At 75.4% G+C, this 21,110-nt stretch carries 17 protein-coding genes; 8 read left to right on the top strand and 9 right to left on the bottom strand.

The window, feature by feature from the left end; genetic code table 11:
- Positions 1 to 171 precede the first annotated feature (171 nt).
- The 3 genes from ABD234_RS16970 (at position 172) to ABD234_RS16980 (ending at position 3,806) form a co-directional block, all read left to right on the top strand.
- On the top strand, positions 172 to 1,584 hold the full coding sequence (locus ABD234_RS16970; RefSeq protein WP_344358748.1) for a sensor histidine kinase: 1,413 nt from the start codon (positions 172 to 174) through the stop codon (positions 1,582 to 1,584).
- Positions 1,581 to 2,252 carry a response regulator gene (locus ABD234_RS16975; RefSeq protein WP_038374296.1) on the top strand — a complete coding sequence of 224 codons (672 nt, stop codon included), beginning with the start codon at positions 1,581 to 1,583 and terminating at the stop codon, positions 2,250 to 2,252. The genes ABD234_RS16970 and ABD234_RS16975 overlap by 4 nt, the downstream gene beginning before the upstream one ends.
- 87 nt (positions 2,253 to 2,339) lie before the next feature.
- Positions 2,340 to 3,806, top strand: a complete 1,467-nt coding sequence (locus ABD234_RS16980) for an acyltransferase family protein (protein ID WP_344358752.1) — start codon at positions 2,340 to 2,342, stop codon at positions 3,804 to 3,806.
- A 392-nt stretch (positions 3,807 to 4,198) separates the two neighbouring features.
- On the opposite strand, the gene ABD234_RS16985 is transcribed toward ABD234_RS16980, so the two are convergent.
- The 9 genes from ABD234_RS16985 to ABD234_RS17025 form a co-directional block, all read right to left on the bottom strand.
- Positions 4,199 to 4,561, bottom strand: a complete 363-nt coding sequence (locus ABD234_RS16985; RefSeq protein WP_344358755.1) for a hypothetical protein — start codon at positions 4,559 to 4,561, stop codon at positions 4,199 to 4,201.
- 597 nt (positions 4,562 to 5,158) lie between these two features.
- Positions 5,159 to 7,060, bottom strand: a complete 1,902-nt coding sequence (locus ABD234_RS16990; RefSeq protein ID WP_344358758.1) for an ABC transporter ATP-binding protein — start codon at positions 7,058 to 7,060, stop codon at positions 5,159 to 5,161.
- On the bottom strand, positions 7,057 to 8,793 hold the full coding sequence (locus ABD234_RS16995; protein WP_344358761.1) for an ABC transporter transmembrane domain-containing protein: 1,737 nt from the start codon (positions 8,791 to 8,793) through the stop codon (positions 7,057 to 7,059). The genes ABD234_RS16990 and ABD234_RS16995 overlap by 4 nt, the downstream gene beginning before the upstream one ends.
- The gene (locus ABD234_RS17000; protein WP_344358764.1) at positions 8,790 to 9,920 is read right to left on the bottom strand and encodes a LacI family DNA-binding transcriptional regulator; all 1,131 of its coding nucleotides are present in this window, start codon (positions 9,918 to 9,920) and stop codon (positions 8,790 to 8,792) included. Before ABD234_RS17000 ends, ABD234_RS16995 begins: the two co-directional genes overlap by 4 nt.
- Before the next feature lie 45 nt (positions 9,921 to 9,965).
- Complete coding sequence (locus ABD234_RS17005; RefSeq protein WP_344358767.1) at positions 9,966 to 11,123, bottom strand: Gfo/Idh/MocA family protein; 1,158 nt, start codon at positions 11,121 to 11,123, stop codon at positions 9,966 to 9,968.
- Positions 11,120 to 11,920, bottom strand: a complete 801-nt coding sequence (locus ABD234_RS17010) for a ThuA domain-containing protein (RefSeq protein WP_038374302.1) — start codon at positions 11,918 to 11,920, stop codon at positions 11,120 to 11,122. Before ABD234_RS17010 ends, ABD234_RS17005 begins: the two co-directional genes overlap by 4 nt.
- A gap of 111 nt (positions 11,921 to 12,031) precedes the next feature.
- On the bottom strand, positions 12,032 to 12,910 hold the full coding sequence (locus ABD234_RS17015; protein WP_425546804.1) for a carbohydrate ABC transporter permease: 879 nt from the start codon (positions 12,908 to 12,910) through the stop codon (positions 12,032 to 12,034).
- A 5-nt stretch (positions 12,911 to 12,915) separates the two neighbouring features.
- Positions 12,916 to 13,884 (bottom strand): carbohydrate ABC transporter permease, encoded by a 969-nt coding sequence (locus ABD234_RS17020; RefSeq protein WP_344358770.1) that lies wholly within the window; start codon positions 13,882 to 13,884, stop codon positions 12,916 to 12,918.
- 13 nt (positions 13,885 to 13,897) lie between these two features.
- Positions 13,898 to 15,127, bottom strand: a complete 1,230-nt coding sequence (locus tag ABD234_RS17025; protein WP_344358773.1) for an ABC transporter substrate-binding protein — start codon at positions 15,125 to 15,127, stop codon at positions 13,898 to 13,900.
- Between the two features lie 393 nt (positions 15,128 to 15,520).
- On the opposite strand from ABD234_RS17025, the gene ABD234_RS17030 reads away from it, so the two are divergent.
- The 5 genes from ABD234_RS17030 to ABD234_RS17050 all read left to right on the top strand — a co-directional run bounded on the left by ABD234_RS17030 (position 15,521) and on the right by ABD234_RS17050 (position 21,095).
- Positions 15,521 to 16,180 carry a TetR/AcrR family transcriptional regulator gene (locus ABD234_RS17030; protein ID WP_344358776.1) on the top strand — a complete coding sequence of 220 codons (660 nt, stop codon included), beginning with the start codon at positions 15,521 to 15,523 and terminating at the stop codon, positions 16,178 to 16,180.
- A gap of 35 nt (positions 16,181 to 16,215) precedes the next feature.
- A complete protein-coding gene (locus ABD234_RS17035) occupies positions 16,216 to 17,139 on the top strand; it encodes an ABC transporter ATP-binding protein (RefSeq protein ID WP_344358779.1) in 924 nt (307 codons plus the stop codon).
- Positions 17,136 to 18,758, top strand: coding sequence for an ABC transporter permease (locus tag ABD234_RS17040; protein WP_344358781.1), 1,623 nt, complete (start codon positions 17,136 to 17,138; stop codon positions 18,756 to 18,758). Before ABD234_RS17035 ends, ABD234_RS17040 begins: the two co-directional genes overlap by 4 nt.
- 100 nt (positions 18,759 to 18,858) lie before the next feature.
- Entirely contained in the window at positions 18,859 to 20,097 is a 1,239-nt protein-coding gene (locus ABD234_RS17045) for a LacI family DNA-binding transcriptional regulator (protein WP_344359001.1), read from the top strand.
- Positions 20,085 to 21,095 (top strand): LacI family DNA-binding transcriptional regulator, encoded by a 1,011-nt coding sequence (locus ABD234_RS17050; RefSeq protein WP_344358783.1) that lies wholly within the window; start codon positions 20,085 to 20,087, stop codon positions 21,093 to 21,095. Before ABD234_RS17045 ends, ABD234_RS17050 begins: the two co-directional genes overlap by 13 nt.
- The last annotated feature ends 15 nt before the right edge of the window (positions 21,096 to 21,110 follow it).

Consider the following 21,110-nt stretch of genomic DNA (forward strand, 5'->3'; position numbering starts at 1 on the left):
GAGCCAGGCAATCGCCTGGCTCGAGGCCCTGGGACAGCCGTCCGTGTCCGCCGGGGGCGGGCGGGGCGGTGCGGGAGGCGGGCAGGGCGGCGCGGGAGTGGCTCGCAGGTACGGGGCGGGACGGTCCCGAGGGGTGATGCGCGCCGTGCCGGACCTCCGTAGCCTCGGGCTGTGGACTCCCCCGACCCTGAAGACCCCGCCGCGACCGCCTCTGCCGCGGCACCGGACCCGCACGGCGCCCCGGCCGCGGTGCCGCGGCGCCGACGGAGCCTCCGCCGGCCGGAGATCGTGCTGCTCGCCGCGTCGGTCGTGCTGTGCGCGGTGGCCGTGCCGGTGCACGCCGTCCTCTACGCGGTGCCGGTGCCGCTGGCCCTCGCCCTCGGGGCGGCGCTGTGCGGGGCGGCGCCCCTCGCGCTGATCCGGCCGCGCCTCGCGATCGCCGCGTTCGGCGTCGCGGCGCTCGCGCTGCCGCTGCTGGTCCCGGCCGATCTGGCGACGTCCTGGCCGTGGCCGTGGTCGGTGCCCGCGATGATCGCGGCCGTCGCCCTGGTGGCCGTCCTCGGCCTCGAGCACGGCTGGCGGACGGCCCTGGTGCCGGTGCTGATCGGCGCGGCGGGGACGATGGCCGCCCCGTGGCTGCGACCGGGCGCCGCGGCGCCGGGCGTGGCCCGCGTCGATCTCATCGTGACGGGCTCCCTGGTCCTGGCCGCGTACCTCGTCGCCGTGCTGCTGGCCGGCCGGAACCGTCTGGGCCGGGAGCTCAGCAGCCAGCGCGAGCTGACCGCGGCGGAGCAGGAGCGGCGCGTCCTGGTGGAGGAGCGGGCGAGGATCGCCCGGGAGCTGCATGACGTCGTCGCCCACGGCATGTCGCTGATCCAGGTGCAGGCCTCCACGGCGCGCTACCGCATCCCGGATCTGCCCGATGCGGCGGCCGCCGAGTTCGACGACATCGCCGCCTCCGCCCGCGGGTCCCTCACCGAGATGCGCCGGCTGCTGGGCGTGCTGCGCACCGAGCAGCAGGGCCCCGAGCTGGCCCCGCAGCAGGGCATCGCCGACATCCCGCAGCTGGTGGAGGGCCTGCGCCGCGCCGGGGCGGAGGTCGAGCTGGAGACGGCGCCGCCGCCCGAGGCCCTGCCGGCCCTCGACCTGCCGCCCTCGGTGCAGATCTCCGCCTACCGGATCGTCCAGGAGGCGCTGAGCAACGCCGTCCGCCACGCGCCGGGCGCCCTGATCCGCGTCGAGGTCGCGGCCGGCGGGCCGGCCCTGCGGCTCCACGTCCGCAACGGCCCAGCCGAGGCATCGGCCCCGGGGCCCCGTCCGGGACGGCAGGATCCCCGGCGGCAGGATCCCCGGCGGCAGGATCCGGGGCGGCAGGTCCCCTCGGCCCGAGGGCCGCATCCCGAGCAGCCGGAGCGGCCCGGGCATCCGGCCCCGCCCTCCCCCGGCCCCGGGCACGGCCTGCGGGGCATGCGCGAGCGCGCCGCGCTGCTGGGCGGCACCCTCGAGGCGGGCCCGGAGCCCGTGGGAGGATGGCGCGTCGAGGCGGTCCTCCCCGGGACGGGGACCGTGCAGGAGGGGCCATGACCATCAGCGTGCTGATCGCCGATGACCAGGGGATGGTGCGCGCCGGGTTCGCCGCGCTGCTGGACGCGCAGGAGGGGATCCGGGTCCTGGCGCAGGCGGCGGACGGCCGCGAGGCCGTGGCGGCGGCCGCCCGGCTGAGCCCGGACGTGATCCTCATGGACGTGCGGATGCCCGAGCTCGACGGGATCGCCGCCGTGCGGCAGATCCTGGATCCGCATCGGCCCTCCGCGCACGCCCCGCGGATCATCATGCTCACCACCTTCGACATCGACGACTACGTGTACGAGGCGCTGCAGGCCGGGGCCAGCGGCTTCCTGCTCAAGGACGCCGCACCGGAGGAGCTGGTCCGCGCGGTGCGCCTGGTCGCGGCGGGGGACGCGCTGCTGGACCCGAGCGTGACCGGGCGGGTCATCGCGCACTTCGCCGCGCAGAAGCCGCGGCCGCCCCGCGCCGGCGCGATCCTCGCCCAGCTCACCGACCGGGAGCGGGAGGTGCTCGTGCGGATGGCCCGCGGCATGTCCAACGCGGAGATCGCCGCCGACCTGTTCATCGCCGAGCAGACCGTGAAGACCCACGTCGGCAAGCTGCTGGCGAAGATCGGGGCGCGCGATCGCGTGCAGGCGGTCATCTTCGCCTACGACACCGGACTGGCCGCCCCCTCCCCCTGAGGTACGGGGCCGATGCGGCTCCGCAGGGTGATGTCCGCCCGGGCACCGCGTCCATAGCCTCCTCGCACATCCCCGAGGAGGAGCCCCATGGTCACCGCCACGCCGCCGCTGCGGCGCATGTCCCCGCGGCATCGCCGCCCCGTCCCGTCCCGCCGGCCCGCCCCGCGCCCGCTCACCGGCCGCGACCGCGGCATCGAGCTGGTCCGCGCCCTGTGCATCGTCGTCATCGTCTCGCTGCACGCCCTGCAGCTGGGCGTCACGGCCGATGCCTCCGGCGCGGTCCTCGACTACACCCCGGCCGGCGCCGCCTGGTACCCGCCGCTGACCTGGTTCCTGCAGGTCATGCCCCTGTTCTTCGTGATCGGCGGCTTCGCGGGCCTGCATGCGCGGCGCCGCGGCGCGAGCCGCGGCACGACGGCGGCCGGATTCGTGGCCGGGCGCGTGCACCGGCTGCTGGTGCCGGCGCTGGCCTCGATCCTCACGGCCGGCCTGGTCCTCGCCCTGCTCGGCGCCGGCGACGGGGTCCCGCCGCAGACCCTGGCCGATGCCGCCGCCCGCTACGGCCAGCCCCTGTGGTTCCTGGGCGTGTTCCTCGCCTGCCAGGCGCTGCTGCCGGCGATGCTCAGGGTGCACGAGCGCGCACCCCGGCGGTCGCTGGCCGCCCTGGTCGTCGCGGCCGTGCTCGTGGATGCGCTGCGGGTCGCCAGCGGCGTCGAGGCGTTCGGGTACCTGAACCTCGCCGTCGTCTGGCTCGCCCTCCAGCAGGCCGGGTTCCACCTGGCCGAGGGCCGGATCGACGCCCTGCCGCGCAGCGTGCGCGCCGGGGCCGGGATCGGCGCGCTCGTGCTGCTGGCCGTCGCCTGCGCGGCAGGCATCTTCTCCCCCGACCTCATCGAGAACCTCAACCCGCCGACCTCGGCGCTCCTGATGCTGGGCACCGCCCAGGTCGCGGCGTTCTCGCTGCTGCGCCCGCGGATCACGGCCCTCGCCGCGCATCCCCGCGTCGCCGCGCTCACGGAGTTCGTCTCGGCCCGCGCCATGACGATCTACCTGTGGAACCTGCCGGTTCTGCTGGTCATGGCCGCGGCCGGCGCCCTGCTCACCGCGAGCACCGGGCTGGAGATGCCCGCCCCCTCCACCGCCGCCTGGTGGATCGGCCGCCCGCTGTGGATCGCCCTCGCGCTGCTGGGGACCGCGGCGGTGGCCGCGATGATCGGCGGGCTCGAGCGACGCCCGATGCCTCCCGCCACCGACTCCCCGGCCCGCGCCGCGCAGGCGGTGCTTCTGGCCGTCCTCGGCGTCGGTCTGGTGCTGGCCGCGGGCTCCGGGCCGCTCGCGATCGCGCTCGGCGCCCCGCTGCTGGTGCTCTCCCTGCTGCGGATCCGCGCCGCCGCACCCGGGGCATCCGATGCGCCCGCTGGGCTCGATGGGCCCGCTGGGCTCGATGCGTCCGATGGGTCCGCTGGGCTCGATGCTTCTGATGCCTCCGATGCATCTGATGCATCCGCCGCGTCCGATGCGTCCGCCGCGGTCCCGGCAGGGCTCGCCCGATGAGCGGCGCGACGCTCGGCATCGCCATCGCGCTGACCAGTGCGATCATCCTCGCAGTGGGGGTCGATCTGCAGTCGCGGGCCGTCGCCGACCGCGGGGCCGGGTCGTGGCGCGCCCTGCTGCGCAGCCCCCGCTGGGTCACCGGGGTGTCCCTGCTGGGGACGTCCGTGCTGCTGAGCATCTCCTCCCTGGCGCTGGCACCGGTGAGCATCGTCCAGTCGATGAGCGTCGTCTCGCTGATCGCCTCCACGGCCATCGGCGTCCGCGCCGCGCGCATCGCCCTGACCCGGCGGCTGATCGCGGCGAACCTCGCCTGCCTGGTCGGGGTGCTCGGCGTGATCACGGTGATCGCCGCCCACGCCGGCTCGGCGCTGCCCGCACAACTCGACGGTCAGCTACATGCGGTCCTCGTCGTGCAGGCGACGGTCCTGGGCGCCGGCCTGCTGGTGATGGCCCTGGACCGCCTCCGCCGGGCCCGCACCGGTCGTCCCACGCGTGTCGGTCGAGGCGGTCGGGGCGGCGCCTCCGGGCATGGGCGGCGCGCCGCGGCGGCGCGGCGGCCGCAGCTGCTGCCGATGGCCGGCCTGGTCGCCGGGGCGACCGGCTTCGCCGGCATCGCCGTCGTGTTCAAGGTCCTCACCGGCCTGGTGCAGCGCGACGGACTGCTCGAGACGATCACCCGGCCCGACACCCTGCTCGCCCTGCCGCTGATGGGCGCGGGGGCCGCCGTCGCCGCCGTCCTGGTGCAGCGCAGCCACGCGAGCCTGCCTCCGACGGCCGTGGTCGCCGGCCTGACCATCGCCGAGACCCTCACCGCCGCGCTGGTCGGGACGCTCGTGCTGCACGAGAGCTCCCCCACCCCGGGCGCCGCCCTGGCGCTGGTGGCGCTGGGCATGCTCGCCGCAGCCGGCGTGATCGGCATCGGCCGCTCCAGCACGGCCGCCGTACCGGCGCCCGCACCGGGTATCGGTCGCACCGGCACGGCCACCGCACAGGGCATCGGTCGCACCGACTCAGCCGCACCTCCGGCTCCCGCGTCCCGGCGTGCCGCCGGCGCCGAGGGGACCGTGCAGGCCGCCGAGGGGCGACTGCGCGGGCCGCCGAGGCGTCCTGGACCCGGTCGGTGTCGTCGGGGCGCCCTCTCGTGCACGCGGGCCGTGCACGAACGGCGGTCTGAGGTCCTCGAGCCAGGCAATCGCCTGGCTCGAGGACCTCAGACCGCCATCCATGTCCGCGGCCGGCCGGAACCGCCGCATCCGTGGCCGACCAGAACCGCCGGATCCGCAGCCAGCCGGGACGACCGGGTCGACGGCCCGCAGGAACCACCGGGTCCGCAGCCCGCCGGAACCACCGGATCAGCGGGCGGTCCACGCCTCCCACAGCCGCGCATACAGGCCCTGCCCGTGGCGCAGCTCCTCGTGGGTGCCGATCTCGGCGATGCGCCCGCGCTCCATGACGATGACGCGGTCGGCGGTGACGGCCTGGGACAGCCGGTGGGCGACGACCAGGCCGCCGCGTCCGGCGAGCACCGCGCCGGCGGCCCGTTCGAGGTCGCGGGCGCCGGAGGAGCCGGCCTCCGCAGTGGCCTCGTCCAGGACGACGAAGGCCGGGTCGGCGAGGGCGACGCGGGCCAGGGCCAGCATCTGCTCCTGCATCGGGGTGAGGCGGTGCCCGCCGTCGCCGACCACGGTGGCCGTCCCCTCGGGCAGGGCGGCGACCCAGGGCGCCGCGCCCACGGCGGCGAGCGCGGCCCCGACCTCCGTGTCCGAGGCCTCGGGGCGCGGGACCCGCACGTTCTCGGCGAGGGTGGCGGCGAAGACGTGGACCTCCTGGCTGACCATGCAGATCCGGCGCCGCAGCTCTGCCGCCGGCAGCTGCCGCACCCCCGTGCCGTCCAGCAGCAAGGTGCCTTCGCGGGCGGGGACGGTGCCGGCGACGATCTGGGCGAGGGTCGACTTCCCGGCGCCGGTCGCCCCGACCACGGCGACGACCTCCCCGGGGGCGATCTCGAGGTCGATGCCCGCGAGCACGGGGCGGCCCTCCTCGTAGGAGTGGCCGATGCCGCGCAGCAGCAGTCCGGCCGGCGCAGCTGCGGACCGGGCGTCGCCGGCCGCAGACCGGGCGGCGAGCGCCGCCGACCTGACCGCGGAGCCGGCATCGGACCCGGCGGCATCGGGCCCGGCCTCGGGGGCGCCGGGCGCGGCGGCGCGCGGGGCCTCCCCGGCCAGGGCGCGCTCGGCGGCGGAGCCGGGCAGGTCGATCACGCCCACCATCCGCGCCAGGGACGCCCCAGCGGACTGGATCTCGTCGAACATGCCCACGAGGGCGCCGATGGGGTTGAACAGGCGGTGGAACAGCAGGGCGGCCGTCGCCACGCCTCCGGCGCTCAGGCTGCCGCCGTCGACGAGCCAGAACCCGGTGATGATCAGGGCGGACAGCACCACGGCCTCGGCGCGGTTGTTGCGGGAGAACGCGCGGGTGAGGAACCGGAACACGTCGATGGACAGGTCGCGGGCACGGGCGGAGGCGTCGTCGATGCGCTCGAGCTCGACGTGCTCGGCCTCGTAGGCGCGCAGCGTCGCGGCGCCGCCGATGCCGCCGAGCATCCGCTGGGACCGGACGCCGAAGGCCCGCCGCTCCTCGCGGTAGATCGGGCCGGAGCGCGGCAGGTACCAGTGCAGGGTCAACGCGTACATCGGCACGGCGATCAGGCCCACCAGGCCCAGCCGCCAGTCGACGGCGCTCATGCCGGCGGCGGAGACGACCACGACGAACAGCGACTGGAGGAACATCGGCAGGATGGTGGAGGCGGCGTCGGAGACGATGCGGGCGTCCTCGGCGACGCGGGAGACGAGGTCGCCGCGACCGCCGGTCTCGATCACGGCCGAGTCCACGTCCAGGGCCGCGTCGAGCACGTCCTCGCGCAGGGCGGCGACGGCGGGCTCGGCGAGCGCGCCCATCCACCATCGGCCCAGCCACGTCCCCACGGCGCCGAGGATCCCGGCCCCGAGGATCCAGGCGGCGCCGGTCACGACGGGCCGCAGGCCGGAGCCCGCGCCGAGCTCGTCGACGAGATCTCCCACGATCCACGGCCCGACCAGCCCGGTCAGCGCGGTGACCAGCCCGGCGACGGCGATCAGCAGCAGCAGGCCGAGGCGCCGAGCCAGCAGGGGGCGGATCGCGGCGAGGACGCGGCGGCGGCCCGCCGTGGGCAGGATCCGCGCGGCGGTCTCCGCTGCGGCGGTGGTCGCGCTCATCGGGCGCACTCCTCGGCCAGGGCGCGGTCGTCCTCGTCGGCGCGGCCGGCGCCCTCGTCCCGTCCGGGGCCCTCCCCCGGCACCGCGGCCCCGGCTCCTCCGGCCGCGGCGGTGCCACCGGGCGCGGCGTCGCTGGCCGGGATCTCCACGACCTGGTCGGCGAGGGCGCGGAACGCCGGGGAGCTGGTGATCACGACCGTGGTGCGGCCGCGGCGGTGGCGGGCGGTGCCGCGGGCGATGCTCCATTCGGTCACGGAGTCCACGGCGCTGGTGGGGTCCTCCAGCACGATCACGTCGGGGTCGGCGTGCAGGGCTCGGGCCAGGGCGATGCGCTGGCGCTGCCCGCCGGAGAGGTTGCTGCCCGCCTCGCGCACCTCGTGGTCCAGGCCGCCGGTGACCACGCCGAGCACCTCGTCGCTCGCGCTGGCGGCGAGGACGTCCTCATCGACCGGCGCGGCGGGGTCGTGGAGCATCGTGATGTTGGAGCGGATGGTGCCGGCGAAGAGGTCCGCGGCGTGCGGGGCGAGGATGAGGCAGCCGGCGAGGGGACGGGGCGCGGCGGCCCGTGACGCCCCGCCGATCCGGATGCGGTCCGCGCCCTCTCCCCCGCCGAGCGCCGCGCCGAGGCGGGCGGCGGCGGCCGGGTCGGCCACGTCGATCACGCACAGCGACCCGTCCCTGACCTGCAGGTCAAGGTGCTGGCCGGGCCCCAGGGCGAGGCCGTCGATGCGCACATCGGCCCCCTGGGGCCGGGCGCCCCCGGTGGCCTCGTCGTGGCCGGCGATGAGGAACTCGGCGATGGTGCCGGCGGCGCCGTGGGAGCGGGCGAGCACCGCCATGGTGGCGGTGAGGGTCTGGATCGGCTCGGCGAAGAACACCGCGACGCCGATCACCGAGACGAGCTGGCCGACGCTGAGGTCGCCGGTGCTGACCCGCCATCCGGCGACCACGACGACGCCCGCGAGGATCAGGCCGACGGCGACGGCCCCGAGGCCGGCCACCCGGCCGGAGACGTCGGCGGTGCGCACCCCGGCGCGGGCCGCATCGGCCGATGCCCGGCGGTAGCGGGCCGATGCCCAGGCCTCGCCGCCGATGGCGCGCAGGATGCGCAGGCCGGCCATGGTGTCCCCGGCGACGGCGCTGGCCTCGGCGACGGCGCGCTGCTGGTCGCCGCTGCGGCGGGAGATGAGACGGGAGGGACCGGCGATGATCGCGAGGGTCAGCGGCACGCCGGCGATCACGACCAGCCCCACCAGCGGGTCCGCCCACAGCAGGTAGGCGGAGGCGCCGAGGATACCGATCAGGGAGGCGCCGCCCACGCCGATCTGCCGGAACACGGTGGCGGCGACGTCGGCATCGGCCGAGGACAGCGACAGCACCGCCCCGGGGCGGCGGCCCTCGAGAGCCCCGCGGGTGAGCAGGGCGTGGCGGGCCACCTCGACGCGCAGGTCGTGCGCCTCGCGCTGCAGGGCGGTGTTCATGCGCCGAGCGCCCCAGCGGTACCCGAAGGACAGCACCGCGAACAGGGCCAGCAGCCCCAGCACCGAGATCGCCAGCGCCCCGCGGTCCCGCGGGACGACGGCGTGATCGATGATCAGGCCGATGGAGATCGGCACGAGCGCCTCGCAGATCTGCCAGGCCGCCATGAGCAGCAGGCCGGGGACCACGAGCCCGAGGCGTCGGCGCAGGGCGCGGCGCAGCAGAGCTCCGCCGGTCGCGGGGGCGGGGGTCATGGGACCTCGGTTCCTGAGGGGGCAGGCGGGGCGGAGGGAGCGGGCGGCGCGGCGTCCGCGGAGGGCGTGTCGGCGTCCGCGGTGGCCGGGGCGGCGCCCGCGGTGAGCGGGGCGGCGTCCGCGGAGGGCGGGGCGGCCCAGGCGGGCTCGACGAGCTGCACGCGGGGCGTGGCGCCCGGGGTGCGCAGCAGGCGCACGAGCTCGCGCACGGCGATCTCGCTGACCTCGACGCGGCGCGGGTCGATGCGGGGCACGTCCGCGAGCAGGGGGCTGACCTCCCCGAGCTCCTCGCCGGTCAGGGCGATCAGGGACAGGGCGGGGTCCGTGAGCGCGCCGGAGGCGGCCGCGGAGAACAGCAGCTCCGGCGCATGGCCCAGCCCGAAGACGGCGGTGCGGGAGCCGGCGGGGGTGAGGGTGCGGGCGCGGTCCAGCACCTCGGGGATCGGTGCGGCGTCGTGGACGATCTCGAGCCGGCGCCCGGGCTCGCGGGCCGCCGACTCCTCGACCTGCGCCTGGACGCCGTCGAGGAAGCGGGAGACCTCGTTGCGGTGCAGGCGCGCGGTCATGCCGCCGAACAGGAGCAGCCGCGCGCAGCCCTCGCCGAGGGCACGGTCCACGACCATCCTCCCCAGGCGCTCGAAGTCGAGGTCGACGGCGCAGATCCCGTCGAGCTGCTCCGGGATGCCGATCAGCACCACCGGCAGGCCGGAGTCCAGCACCGCGGCCACGCGCTCGTCACGGCGGTCCAGCTCCATGAGGATCAGCGCCTCGCACACGCCGGTGCGGACCACGCGATGGATCCCGGCGGCGCCCTCCTGGGCGGTGACCAGCAGGATGTCGTAGCCGTGGCGGCGCGCCTCGTGGCTGATCGCCTCGATGAAGGTGACAGCCTCGGAGCGGCCCACCCGGGCCTGCGGGATCATCAGGCCGATGACCCCGCTGCGGCGCGAGCGCAGGGAGCGGGCGCCGGAGTTGGGGTGGTAGCCGAGCTTCTCGATGGCGTCCTCCACCCGGGCGCGGGTGGCGGCGGAGATGGGACGGGAGCCGGTCAGCACATAGCTGACGGTGCTCTGCGAGACCCCGGCCAGGCGCGCGACGTCCTGGCTGGTGGGCTGCTTCCTGCGCACGGCTTCCGTCCCCTCTGGCTCAGCGGCCCGCGCCGACGGGCCGCATCAGCGCACCCTGCTCAGGCCGGACGCGCCATTTTCCCACGTCGTGAGCGCGGAGCTCCATCCCCCGGCGGCGTCGAGGGCCTTCGCCTCGGCGAGCGCCTCGTCGAGGACCTCGTCGAGGGTGACGCGGCGGCCCGCATCGGCCGAGCGCACGGCCGCCTCGACGATGGCCTGCGTCCAGATGTTCGCGTGGACCTCGGATTCGGGCGTGGTGCCCTCGCGCACCGCGCGGGCGAAGGCGTCCAGGGACGCGTCCAGCTCCCACAGCTCCTCGGCGCCCGGCGCGCGGCCCGGCAGCTGCTGCCCGTCCTCGCCCGTCGCCGAGGGCACGGTGTCCCCGTCCCAGGCCACGGTGCCGCGGGGGCAGCTGAGCGACCATCGGCCGTTCCAGCTGGTCTCCTCCCCGGGGGAGCACCAGGAGCCGGTGTAGGTGTGCGTCGCGCCCGAGGCGTAGCGGATGGTCACCGTCGCCACGGCGTCGCCGTCGTACCAGCTCCACGGCGGGTTCGCGCTGACCGCGTCGACGCTCACCGGGTCGGCGTCGATGAGCACGCGGCCGGCGTCGAAGGCATGGATGGCCATGTCGACGATCAGCGGGTGGGCCATCTCCTCGCGGAAGCCGCCGAAGCGGGGCGCCCGCGAGAAGTGGGTGGTGACCACGCCGGCGCCGCCCAGCTCCTCGGCCAGGCGCCGCGCCTCGCGCAGGTGCGGGTTGTGGCGCCGCGACTGGGAGACCATGAACAGCGTCCCGGTCGTCTCGGCGTGGCCGGCCAGGGACAGCGCCTCGGCGAGGGTCGCCGCGCAGGGCTTCTCGCCGAGCACCGGCAGGCCCGCGTGCAGGGCCTCGGTCGTCACGGGGTGGTGGGCGGCGGGGATGGTCACGTCGACGACGGCGCGCGCGCCGGAGGCCTCGACGACCTGCGCCAGGGCGGTGCCGGCGACGACGCCCTCGCGCCGCTGCGGCGGCACCGTCTCGGCGACGGCGCGCTCGGCGGCGCCGGGGACGATGTCGACCACGCCGACCAGGCGCACCGCATCGGACCGCAGCACGGTGCCGATCCAGGCGCGGCCCATGCCGCCGGCGCCGACGACCACGACGGGCAGCGGCTCGGCGCCCTGCTCCGCCGGCGGGACGGTCTGCGGCTCGGGGGCGCTCATGCGTCCTTCCCCGCGGCCTCGGCGTCGCCCACGCCCTGGCCGCCCTCACCGGTGAGGAACCAGTCGGTGGGGTAGCGGTCCAGGAAGGGGACCTCGCGGTCGGCGACGGCCGGGCGCGCCCACTGCACGCCGTTGGCGATCACGCGGCGCACGTCCGTGTGCTGGTAGACGGGGTAGTCCTGGTCGCCGGGGCTGAAGTAGAAGATCTTGCCCTTGCCGCGGCGGAAGGTGCAGCCCGAGCGGAAGATCTCGCCGCCGCTGAAGGAGGAGACGAACACCAGCTCGTCGGGCACCGGGATGTCGAAGTGCTCGCCGTACATCTCCTGCTCGGGGATGACGATGGGGTGCGGCACGCCCTCGGCGATGGGGTGGGAGGGGTTCACCGTCCACACCAGCTCGCGGTCGGACTCGTTGCGCCAGCGCAGGGTGCAGGTGGTGCCCATGAGGCGCACGAAGGGCTTGGACCAGTGCCCGGAGTGCAGGACGACCAGGCCCATGCCGGCCAGGACGTGGCGCTGGACGCGCTCGGCGACCTCGTCGGAGACCTCGTCGTGGGCCATGTGGCCCCACCAGGTGAGCACGTCGGTCTGCGCGAGGACCTCCTCGCTCAGGCCGTGCTCGGGATCGTCCAGCAGGGCGAAGCGGGTGGTCACGGCGTCGCCGAGGTTCTCGACGATGCCGTCGCGGATCGCCGCGTGCATGCCCTCGGGGTAGTGGGCTCGCACGCGCTCGTCGCGCTGCTCATGGCGGTTCTCGCCCCAGACGGTGACGCGGAGCGGGGTCGCAGGATGGGTCATGGGAGGGGTCCTCTCGGAGGGGTGGTGACGGTGCGCGGTGGTGACGGTGCGCGGTGGTGCGGCAGGCGGGGTGAGGCGGGTGGGGCGCGAGCAGGCGCCGGCGCCGGAAGGCTACTTCACGGCGCCTCCCGTGGCGCCGGCGGCGATGTAGCGCTGCGCGGCGATCATGAGGACGACGGCCGGCAGCGAGGACAGCACGGCGGTGGCCATGACGGCGCTCCAGTCGGTGTCGTTGGTGCCGATGTAGGTGTACAGCCCCAGGGTGACGGGGCGGATGCTCTCCCCCGTGGTGAGGGTCAGCGCCATGAGGAAGTCGCTCCAGGCGAACAGGAAGGAGAAGATCCCGGCGGTGATCAGGGAGTTGCGGCTGACGGGCAGGACGATCGACCAGAAGGCCCGCACGTGCCCGCAGCCGTCCACCCGCGCCGCCTCGACGATGGAGGTCGGGAAGGTCTCCAGGTACGCGCGCATGATGAGGATGGCGAAGGGGACGCCGGCGGTGGCATCGGCCAGGATCAGGCCGGGGATGGTGTTGATGAGCCCCAGCGGGGTGTACGCCGTGTACAGCGCGTTGGCGATGACGATCCCGGGGACCATCTGGCTGACCAGGATGAGGAACAGCAGCACGCCGGTGCCCTTGATCCGGAACTGGGCCAGCGCGTAGGCGCAGGGCGCGGCGAGCACGAGGGACAGGATTGCGGCGCCGATGGCGACGATCAGCGAGGTGACGAGGTTGGGGCCCTGGTCGGCGAGCGCCCGCGTGTAGCCGCCGAGGTCGGGGCGCAGCGGCAGCACGGTCGTGTTCAGGCTGTTGCCGCCGGGGGCCAGGGAGGCGTTGACCATCCAGTAGACGGGGAACAGCATGATCGCGACGAACAGGATGCCGAGGGCGGTGTGCGCGGCGGCGCGTCCCCGACGGCGGCGGGATCCGGAGCGCGGGGCGAGGCCGGGCGAGGCCGGGGAGGCGGAGGGGGCGGTGGCTGCGGTCATGGCGCTCATCCCTTCTCGGCGGCGCGGGCTCCCGCGCGCAGGTGGACGACGGTGAACAGGAGGGCGATGACGATGAGGATGTTGCTCAGCGCCGCGCCGCGGCCGAAGTCGAACTCGATGAAGGACATCTCGTAGGAGCGGGTGGCCAGGGTCTGGGTGGCGTTCGCGGGCCCGCCGCCGGTCAGGCCCAGGATCAGGTCAAGCACCTTGATGGTGTAGATGACCCCCAGCAGCAGGACCACGCCGACCACGGGGCGCAGCATCGGCAGCGTGATGTGCCAGAAGGACTTCCATCCGGTGGCGCCGTCGAGCTGGCCGGCCTCGTACAGCTCCTCGGGGATCGCCTGCAGCCCGCTGTAGAGCAGGGCCACGTTGAAGGGGATGCCCAGCCAGATGTTCACCATGATCACGGAGATCAGCGCCGTGTCGGAGGTGGTGAGCCAGCCGATGGGCTCCTGGATCAGGCCGATGCCCGTCAGCACCCGGTTCAGGACGCCGTGGTCCTGCTCGAGGATCCAGCGCCACACGGCGGCGGAGGCGATCATCGGCAGCAGCCACGGCAGCAGCAGCATCGAGCGCAGCGCCCCGGACAGCGGGAAGCGGCGCCGGAAGTACAGCGACAGGCCCATGCCGATCACGAACTGGCCGATGATCGAGCCGATGGTGAACAGGCCGGTGTTGCGCAGGGCCCGCAGGAAGATGGGGTCGGTGAGGGTGGCGGTGTAGTTCTCCAGGCCGATGAACGGCGCGTGCCCGGTGAAGAAGGTCGTGAAGTCGTAGGCCTGGAAGCCCATCACGAGGTTCTTCACGATCGGGTAGCCGAAGAAGGCCAGGACGTACACGGCGGCGGGCGCGACGAACAGGTAGCGCACGAGCGCCTGGTCGGCGCCGCGGCGGCGCCGGCGGGCGGGGGCGGGCCCCTCGGTCGCGACCGGGGCCGGGGCGCCGGGGGCGGTGGATGCGGTGGTGGTCATGGTCTCTCCTTCCTCAGTCCACGGTCCGGGCGGCCTCGGCGAAGGCGCGGGCCGGGTCGGTGCCGTCGACGAGGACCTGCTGGTTGGCGGTGTAGATCGCCTTGGCGGTGCGCGGCCAGTCGGGCCCCAGCTGCGCGGTGCGGGAGCGGGCGGTGGCGACCTGCTGGACGAAGGTGGACAGGTCGGGGCTGGCGGCGGCGAACTCCTCGGCGGCGGCCGCGTCGCCGGGGATGGTGCCGCGGGCGGTGCCCATGGCCAGCTGGTTCTGCGGGGACAGGAACAGCTTCAGCAGCGCGGCGGCGTTCTTCTGCTTCTCCTCGTCGCCGGTGACGGGGACGGTCCACACCTCTCCGCCCAGCGGGGCCACGGAGTCGTCGCCGGCGGTCGGCACGGGGATGGTCACGACCTCCCAGGGCAGGTCGGGGACGTCGGCCTTCAGCCCGGCGATGTTCCAGGGGCCGTTGACGACCATGGCGGCGCTGCCGGCCTTGAACTGGTCCATGACGTCTCCCTGGCCCCAGTTGACGACGCCGCGCGAGGCGGTGCCCTCGGCGACGAACTCCGCCCAGAGGGCCGAGGCCTCGGTGGTGCCGGGCTCGGCGATCGCGGTCTCGTCCCCGCCGTTGGACCACATGAACGGCAGGAACTGCCAGGTCCCCTCGTAGGTGGCGATGGCGGAGAAGGCCAGGCCGTAGACCCCGTCGCCGGTGAGGGCGCGGGCGGCCTCGCGCAGCTCGTCCCAGGTGGTGGGCGGGGCGACCCCGGCGGCCTCGAGCAGGGCGGTGTTGCAGAACAGGGCGATGGTGTTGACGGTGGGCGCGACGCCGTAGAGCGTGCCCTCGTAGCGGCCCAGCTCCGCGACCTGGTCGGTGAACCCGTCGGTGGAGATGCCGTGGTCCTCGAGCGGGACCAGGGCGCCGGAGGCCGCGACCTGCTGGAGGTCGGGGTTGTCGAGCATGAGGATGTCCGGCATCGTCCGCGAGGAGCCCATCTGGAGGACCTTCGCGATGAGCTGGTCGCCGGGGACCTTCTCGCGGCGGAAGGTCAGGCTCAGCTGCTCGGCGCAGGCGGCGAAGGTCGACTCGATCGCCTCGTCGTCCGCGGGGGTGCTGTAGTAGTCGACGATGCGCAGGTCGGTGGGGTCGGTGGGGGCGGAGCCGCCCCCGCAGCCGGACAGGGCCAGCAGGCCCGGGGCCGCGAGGGCGCCGAGCGCGCGGCGGGTGAGGGTGGGGGTGCGAGACATCGGTGTCCTGCTCTCGTGTCGGGTCGCCGAGGGTCGGTCGGTCGCGAGGGTCGGAAGCCTGGCGTGTCGATTCGAATCGATGATGTCGACGCTCAGGCGGGTCGTGTCGGTGATGGGGGTGTCGGTCCGGACGTCGGTGCTGCGCGTCGGCATCGGCATGCGCGCCCGTCAGCCGGATCCGGACCCATCATGGGCGCTTCCGGCGCCGGACGCAAGAGGACGGGGCGAGTTCGCAGGTCGCGGCGTCGATTCGAATCAATCATCGACCCCCTCACCCCTCCCCCGACCCCGCCCGGGAGCTCCCGCTTGCCAGGGCGTGAACACGCGTTTACGATCATCCCCAGAGGCGTGAACACGTGTTCACGCCGTGGGCCCCGTTCGGAGGAGGACGCCATGGCACCGGAGGCATCGGACGCGCATCCGATCCTGCAGGCGGCGATCGCGCGCTTCGCCCTCGACGGCGAGGCCGCGACCCTGCGCGCCATCGCGGAGGACGCCGGGGTCAGCGCCGCCCTGCTGGTCAAGCGCTTCGGATCCAAGGCCGGCCTGCGCGAGGCCTGCGACGCGGAGATCCTCGCGCGGATCGTGGAGATCAAGGAGCAGAACGTGCGCGACGCCGCGCAGCGCTCCTTCCTCAGCCACGCCCCGGGAGACCAGGAGCAGGCGCTGCTGATCCGCTACATCCTCCAGTCGGTGCGCAGCGGCGGCCCCACCGCCCGCGCGTTCCTGGACCACATGGTCGAGGACGCCGAGCGCTACATCGCCCTGGCCGTCGAGCGCGGCATCGCCCGCCCCTCCCGCGACGAGCGCGCCCGCGCCCGCTACCTCACGATCAGCGGACTCGGCGCGGTGCTGCTGTCCACGATGCTCGCCGACGGCTCCGGGCGCGAGGATCCCGCCGCCCTGCTGGACCGCATGCACCACGAGATCACCCCGCCCATGCTCGAGCTGTACACGCAGGGCTTCTTCACCGACGGCAGCATCCTCGAGGAGTACCTGCTCTACCTCTCCGACCCGCCGGAGGGCCGCCCCGAGCCCGCGCCGGAGCCGTGACCCCCGGCGCCCCCACCGTCCTCCAGGAGACCACCATGAGCGTCATCGACATCCGCGGCCTGACCAAGACCTTCGGCCGCACCACCGCCCTCGACCAGCTGGACCTGTCCGTCGCCCCCGGCGAGGTCCGCGGCTTCCTCGGCCCCAACGGCGCCGGGAAGTCCACCACCATCCGCGTGCTGCTGGGGCTGCTGCGCGCCGACTCCGGGAGCGTCCGCCTCTTCGGCGGGGACCCCTGGGCCGATGCCGTCCCCCTGCACCGCCGCCTCGCCTACGTCCCCGGCGACGTCGCGCTGTGGCCGGGACTGACCGGCGGGGAGATCATCGACTACCTGGGCCGCCTGCGCGGCACGGCGGACCGGCGCCGGCGCGACGAGCTCATTGAGCGCTTCGAGCTGGACCCGCGCAAGAAGGCCCGCACCTACTCCAAGGGCAACCGGCAGAAGGTCGCCCTGGTGGCGGCGCTGGCCTCCGACGCCGAGCTGTACGTCCTGGACGAACCGACCTCGGGGCTGGACCCGCTGATGGAGGCCGTGTTCACCGACGAGGTGCGCGCGTTGCGCGATCAGGGCCGATCCGTCCTGCTCAGCAGCCACATCCTCTCCGAGGTCGAGAAGCTCTGCGACACGGTCACCATCATCCGCGGGGGCCGCGTCGTCGAGGCCGGCACCCTCGCGGACCTGCGCCACCTCACCCGCACCCGGGTGACCGCGGTGGTGACGGGGGACCCCGCCGCCGTCCTCGCGCAGGACGGCGTCCACGACCCCCGCACCGAGGACACCGCCGAGGGCACCCGCGTGACCGTCGACGTGGACGACGCCGCCATGGGCGCGGTGCTGCCCGCGCTGACCGGCGCCGGCGTGGTCACCCTCGCCGCCACGCCGCCCTCGCTCGAGGACCTGTTCATGCGCCACTACGGCGACGACCTCGCCGCGCTCGAGAGCGAGGCCGCGCGATGAGCGGCGCCCTGGCCGGGACGGGGCAGCTGGTCCGCTTCATCCTGCGCCGCGACCGCGTGCGGATGAGCGTGTGGGCCGCCTCGATGACCGCCTTCATCGCCTACTTCTCCGTCGCCCTGAGCACCGTCTTCGACGCCCCCGCCCTGGCCGCCCGCGCCCAGGTCATGCGCACCCCCGCCGGGATCGTCATGGGCGGCCCCGGCTACGGGGTGGACCACTACACGCCGATGGTCGCCGTCGCCAACGAGGGCACCCTGTGGATGGTCGGCGCGCTCTCGCTGATGGCGATCCTGCACATGGTGCGCCACTCCCGCGCGGAGGAGGAGAGCGGCCGGGCCGAGCTCGTCCGCGCCGGGGCCATCGGCCGCCTCGCCCCCGCCGCCGCCGCGCTGACCACCCTGGCCCTGCACCTGGCCGTGATCACGGCGCTGTGCGCGCTGGCGACCTTCGCCGCCGCCGACGAGCGCTCCCTGCCCGACGCCCTCGCCCTGACCGGCGGCAGCGCCCTGGTCGCCCTGGTCTTCGGCGCCGTCGCCCTGGTCACCGGCCAGCTCGCCGCGACCGGTCGCGGCGCGCTCGGGCTGTCCCTGGCCGCGCTCGGCCTCGCGATCGCGGTGCGCGCGGCCGGGGACATGATCCGCCTCGAGGGCTCCGCCCTGTCGTGGTTCTCCCCCATCGCCTGGGCGCAGCAGATGCGCGCCTACGTCGACCTGCGCTGGTGGCCGATCCTGCTGGCCCCGGCGCTCGGGCTCGTGCTGGTGCTCGCGGCCGATGCGCTCGCCGCGCGGCGAGACCTCGGCCAGGGGCTGCTCGCCGCCCGCCCGGGACCGGCGCGGGCGCCGCAGGGTCTGCGCGGACCGCTGGCCCTGGCCTGGCGCCAGCAGCGCGGCGTGCTCGCCTGGTGCGCCGTGGGCATGGGACTGATGTGGTTCGCCACCGGCACGCTCATGAGCATGCTCGAGGACATGGCCGCGGATCTCGTCGCCGGGAACGCCGCCCTCGGCGCCCTGTTCGGCACCGACCCGACGGGCATGAGCAGCGCGTTCCTCGGCGTGATGATGCTCTTCATCGCGCTGTGCGCGGCGGTCTACGGGATCGTCGCCGCCCAGGGCGGCCCGCGCGGCGAGGAGTCCGCCGGCACCCTCGAGCTCACCCTCGCCGGCCCCGTCGGGCGCGGCCGCTGGCTGGGCGCGCAGCTGGTGCTGGCCCTGGGCGGCTCGCTGGGGCTGCTGGCCCTGTCGATCGCCGCGCTGTGGCTGGGCACGGTGGCCGTCGGCCTCCAGGAGCCGAGCCTCGCCGACCACCTGGGCGTGCTCGCCACGCAGGCCCCGGCCACCCTCGTCTTCGGGGCGCTCGCGGCGGCGCTGTACGGCTGGGCGCCGCGCTGGGCGGGCCTGAGCTGGCTGCTCGTCGCGGCGACCTTCGTGACCGGCATGTTCGGCGTCCTGCTGGACCTCCCGGAGTGGGCGCTGGGCATCTCGCCGTTCCACTGGGTGGCCGCGCCCTACACGGAGGATCCCGCGGCCGGCGGCGCGCTCGCCATGGCGGCCGTGGTGGTGGTCCTGCTGGTCCTGGCCCTGCTCGGCTTCCGTCGCCGCGCCGTGGTCACCGGATCCTGACGCCCCGAATCACCTCCGGCGGGTCTCTCGCGGTATCCTCCCGCGAGAGACCCGCGGTCAGGAACGGCACGCGGCAGGTCAGGAGGGCCACGTGCCGACGATGAAGGAGGTCGCCTCCCGCGCAGGCGTCTCGCTGAAATCGGTCAGCCGCGTGGTCAACGGGCACCCGAACACCAGCGCCGAGGTCCGCGAGAAGGTCGAGCGCGCCATCGCCGAGCTCGGCTGGCGCCCCAACACCCACGCCCGGTCCCTGCGCACGGGGCGGACCGGGCTGATCGCCCTGTCGGTCCCCGACCTGCGCACCTCCTCCGCCTCGCACCTCGCCCAGGCCCTGGTGAGCGAGGCCGAGCGCCAGGGGCTGCGGGTGGCGATCGAACCGTCCCACGGCCGCGCCGAGCGGGTGCGCCGCACGCTGGACGCCTGCGGCGCCTCCTTCGACGCGGTCGTGCACGTGGGCGCCCTGCCCGCCGGGATCGACCCCGCCTCCCTGGACCCCGCGCACCCCGTCGTGCTGGTGCGCGCCGCCGAATCCCTCGAGCCGGCCTGGGCCGATGCGCCCCCGGAAGAGGCGGCCGATGGGCCCGCCCGAGACGCGGCCGACGAGCCCGCCGGAGACGCAGCCGGCGCGACCGGCGGTTCCCGCACGCCGCGCGACGGCGCCGCCGCTGCCTCCCTGGACAGCGTCGACACCGACTCCGACGCGTCGGCCCGGGCCGTCCACCACCACCTGCGCACCGTCGGCCGCTCCCGGGTGGTGATCCTGGGCCGCGAGGCCGGTGCGGCCGACGGCTTCACCCGCGCCCTCTCCCGCGCCTTCGCCGACGCCCCCGTGCTGCGCCCCTCGCACACCGCCGACCGCGCCGCGGGGCGCGAGCTGGCCGCACAGGCCCTGGCCGCGGCCCCGGCCTCCGACGCCCTGGTCTGCGCCGAGGACGAGCTGGCCATCGGCGCGCTGTCCCTGCTGCACGAGCGGGGCATCGCCGTGCCCGGCCGCATCGCCGTCACCGGCCACGGCAACATCGACGACGGCCAGTTCACCACCCCCACCCTGACCACCATCGATCTCGGGCTGCCGTCCCTGGCCCGGCACGTGGTGGAGCAGGTCCGGGCCCGGCTGGACGGCGACCGCTCCCCGGCCCGGCGCATCGTGCTGCGCGCGCGGATCCTGCGCCGCGAGTCGACGCTGGGGCTGGGCGGCATCGGCCCGACGGGCGCCGTCGGCGGCGCCGCCGGGATCGACCCCGACCTCGGGCCCGGCTCCGGCTCCGGCCCGAGCCCCGCTCCCGATCCCGCCGTCGCGGCGGACCGAGGACCCGAGGAGGCGCCATGGCTCGGGTGAGGCTCGCCGACGTCGCCGCCCGGGCGCGCGTCTCCACCGCCACCGCCTCCCATGTGCTTCGCGGGGCGCGCAGCGGCGGGACGATCCGCGTCTCGGAGGCGACCCGCGCCGCCGTCCGGCAGGCCGCCGACGAGCTGGGCTACGTGCCCTCCGCCGCGGCGCGGGGCCTGGCCGCCGGCAGCTCGGGGCGCATCGCCATCATGGTCCCGTACCTGTACAACCCCTACTTCGCCTACATGGCGCAGACGCTGATCCTCGCCCTCGAGGAGCGGGGCATGACCACCACGCTGCGCCTGGCCCATGACGCCGAGGCGGAGCGGGACGCCGTCCTGGGCCGCACCACCCGCGACGTCGACGGCATGCTCGTGTGCCCCCACTTCCTCTCCGCCGAGATGCTCGGGGAGGCGCCGGGCCTGCCGGTCGTGCAGGTCGGCAGCGCGCCCACCGAGGGCATCGACTGCGTCGTGATGGGCGAGGAGGAGGGCATGCGGGCGGCCGTCCGCCATGTCCTCGAGCAGGGGCGGCGGCGCGTCGCCTACGTCGCGGACCCGTGGATCCCCGACCCGGGCTCGCCACGCTTCACCGGATACCGGAGGGCCCTGGCCGAGTTCGGGCTCGACGTCGACCCGGACCTGCTCATCGAGGGCGCGGACTGGGACCGCCGGGGCTCCGGCCTGGACGCGATGGTGGGCCTGCTGCGCTCGGGCACCCGCTTCGACGCGGCCGTCTGCGTCAACGACGCGGTCGCGGTCGGCGCGCTGCGCGCCATCTCCCGCGCCGGGCTGCGCGTGCCCGAGGACGTCGCGATCACCGGCTTCGACGACACGGTGGAGGTCGCCTTCACCAGCCCGCCGCTGACCAGCGTCGACCCCGGCGTGCAGCAGATGGCCGAGCTCGCGGTCGAGCTGCTCGTCGCGCGCCTGGAGGGGTCGACGGCCCCGGCCGTGCGGGTCTCCGCTCCCCCGCGACTGATCGTCCGCGCCTCGACCCTCGGCTGATCGTCCGCGCCTCGG

Source organism: Brachybacterium phenoliresistens (assembly GCF_039530785.1).
Classification (GTDB): domain Bacteria; phylum Actinomycetota; class Actinomycetes; order Actinomycetales; family Dermabacteraceae; genus Brachybacterium; species Brachybacterium phenoliresistens.

Excerpts from the sequence above, each read along its gene's own strand:
- ABD234_RS16975 (WP_038374296.1), top strand. The coding sequence starts at position 1,581 with ATGACCATCAGCGTGCTGATCGCCGATGACCAGGGGATGGTGCGCGCC.
- ABD234_RS16980 (WP_344358752.1), top strand. The coding sequence starts at position 2,340 with ATGGTCACCGCCACGCCGCCGCTGCGGCGCATGTCCCCGCGGCATCGC.
- ABD234_RS16990 (WP_344358758.1), bottom strand. The coding sequence starts at position 7,060 with ATGAGCGCGACCACCGCCGCAGCGGAGACCGCCGCGCGGATCCTGCCC.
- ABD234_RS16995 (WP_344358761.1), bottom strand. The coding sequence starts at position 8,793 with ATGACCCCCGCCCCCGCGACCGGCGGAGCTCTGCTGCGCCGCGCCCTG.
- ABD234_RS17005 (WP_344358767.1), bottom strand. The coding sequence starts at position 11,123 with ATGAGCGCCCCCGAGCCGCAGACCGTCCCGCCGGCGGAGCAGGGCGCC.
- ABD234_RS17010 (WP_038374302.1), bottom strand. The coding sequence starts at position 11,920 with ATGACCCATCCTGCGACCCCGCTCCGCGTCACCGTCTGGGGCGAGAAC.
- ABD234_RS17015 (WP_425546804.1), bottom strand. The coding sequence starts at position 12,910 with ATGACCGCAGCCACCGCCCCCTCCGCCTCCCCGGCCTCGCCCGGCCTC.
- ABD234_RS17020 (WP_344358770.1), bottom strand. The coding sequence starts at position 13,884 with ATGACCACCACCGCATCCACCGCCCCCGGCGCCCCGGCCCCGGTCGCG.
- ABD234_RS17025 (WP_344358773.1), bottom strand. The coding sequence starts at position 15,127 with ATGTCTCGCACCCCCACCCTCACCCGCCGCGCGCTCGGCGCCCTCGCG.
- ABD234_RS17030 (WP_344358776.1), top strand. The coding sequence starts at position 15,521 with ATGGCACCGGAGGCATCGGACGCGCATCCGATCCTGCAGGCGGCGATC.
- ABD234_RS17035 (WP_344358779.1), top strand. The coding sequence starts at position 16,216 with ATGAGCGTCATCGACATCCGCGGCCTGACCAAGACCTTCGGCCGCACC.
- ABD234_RS17040 (WP_344358781.1), top strand. The coding sequence starts at position 17,136 with ATGAGCGGCGCCCTGGCCGGGACGGGGCAGCTGGTCCGCTTCATCCTG.
- ABD234_RS17045 (WP_344359001.1), top strand. The coding sequence starts at position 18,859 with ATGAAGGAGGTCGCCTCCCGCGCAGGCGTCTCGCTGAAATCGGTCAGC.
- ABD234_RS17050 (WP_344358783.1), top strand. The coding sequence starts at position 20,085 with ATGGCTCGGGTGAGGCTCGCCGACGTCGCCGCCCGGGCGCGCGTCTCC.